We start from the raw sequence: 1,799 nt of genomic DNA on the forward strand, positions 1-1,799 counted from the left end.
TACACCCATACCAGATCAACGACCTGAACCACACAAAGCAACACCTTATTCTCCGGCAGGCCCTTAAAGGGCGTTTGAGTTGGTGAGTCGGCAGGAGCTGATGAGGGCTGCGGCGATGCCGACGAAGGAGAGGAAGTGTTCGGCCTTGCGCTCGTAGCGGCGGTGCAGGCGTCGGCAGCTGGCGAGCCAGGGCACTCGGTCCGACAGCCGGATCAGCGACCGTACGCCATCATGATCTGTGGGCGGCATGCTGGCCATGCCGGTGTGCGCACCTTGGTCTGGCTCAGTCCCGTCCGCTGAACGCCAGCCGGACACCTAAGCCAATCATCACAACGCCCGACGCACCACCGAGCCACGACAGTCGACGCGGTGACCGGGCAAGCCAATTGCGGGCTGTTCCGGCGAGGAGGCCCCAAGTGGCATCGGACACCAAGGCGATCAGTACACAGATCAGGCCCAGCAGCAACAGCTGCAGCTGGGTGTTTCCCGTCGCAGGGTCGACGAACTGGGGCAGCACCGCACCGAAGATCAGCAGGCCCTTGGGGTTGCTCACCCCAACGATGAAGCCCTCTCGGAAGACCCGACCCGGACGGCTCACCTCTGAAGTGGTCCGCTCCTCCACCATCCACAGCTTGCGATGTCGCCAGGCCTGAACACCGAGGTGGATGAGATAGAGAGCGCCGGCGAACTTCAGGATCGAAAACACCAGGAAGGAACGGGCGAGTACCTCCCCCAGCCCGAACGCCACGAGTGCTACTTGGATGAGCAGCCCAGCCTCGTTTCCCACCGCCGTTGACACGGCAGCCCGCCGACCCAGCGCCACCCCCCGGCTCACCACGAACAGGACGCTCGGCCCCGGCACAGCGATCAACACGGTCACCACGGTCACGAAGACAGTTAGGCGCTCTAATCCGATCACTAGCACAGGCTACGCGCCACGACTCCAACGCCCCGCCGTTTCCTCGAACTCGTGCACCTGAAGCCCCGTTTCATGTGGTGAGTCGGCGGCAGCCGGCGAGCCAGGACGCTGTCCTCTCGACGACCCAGCGGTGGCGGCCCAGCCGTTGTGGGATTCGATGCCTTTACGGGCGATGCGGTGGCGGATGCCCCGCTTGTGAAGCCATCGGCGCAGGTGGTCGTAGTCGTAGCCCTTGTCGGCGTGGAGCTTGGCCGGTCGCTGGCGGCGTGGGCCGCGCCGGGAGCGGATCGGCGGGATGCCCTGCACCAGCGGCTTCAGTCCGAGGCTGTCGTGCATGTTGGCGCCGGAGATGCCCAGCGACAGAGGTAGACCGTTCCGGTCCGTGATCAGATGGATCTTCGATCCGTTCTTGCCGCGGTCGGTCGGATTCGGTCCGGTCAGTGGCCCCCTTTTGCGGCCCTGAGACTGACGGAGTCGATGGCGCACTGCGACCAGTCCAGCTCGCCGCGGGCTCCGAGCTCGTCCAGGACGATGCGGTGCAGCCGGGCCCAGACCCGGTCCTGGCTCCACCGGGCGAAACGCCGGTAGACCGTCGGCCAGGCCGGGCCGAACACCGGGGGCAACTGCCGCCAGGTGCACCCCGAGGTGGCTACGAAGATGATCGCCGCCAGGCATTCACGGTCACCCGCCCGCCGTCGGCCGCCGCCCTGCGGACGTATGGCCTCCGTCGACGGAACCACGCGCCGGAACAGCGTCCATAACGCATCCGGCACCAGCCGCTCAATCAGATCCGTCATGCACGGCCCAACGAACGATCACGCCAAAGGAAACACCCTCTTAGAGGTCGTTTTCATCTATAGCGTTCGCTTATCGGGCGTTT

At 65.4% G+C, this 1,799-nt stretch carries 1 protein-coding gene and 2 pseudogenes; all 3 read right to left on the bottom strand.

Annotation, left to right across the window (positions count from 1 at the left end; all coding sequences use genetic code 11):
• Positions 1-63: 63 nt before the first annotated feature.
• A pseudogene (locus tag HO151_RS00235) lies at positions 64-195 on the bottom strand (IS5/IS1182 family transposase); the annotation flags it as partial.
• 88 nt (positions 196-283) lie between these two features.
• Positions 284-883, bottom strand: a complete 600-nt coding sequence (locus HO151_RS00240) for a LysE family translocator (protein WP_173894122.1) — start codon at positions 881-883, stop codon at positions 284-286.
• 124 nt (positions 884-1,007) lie between these two features.
• Positions 1,008-1,716, bottom strand: a pseudogene (locus tag HO151_RS00245) (IS5 family transposase); the annotation flags it as partial.
• Positions 1,717-1,799: the final 83 nt, after the last annotated feature.

The organism is Streptomyces sp. 8P21H-1, from assembly GCF_013302945.1.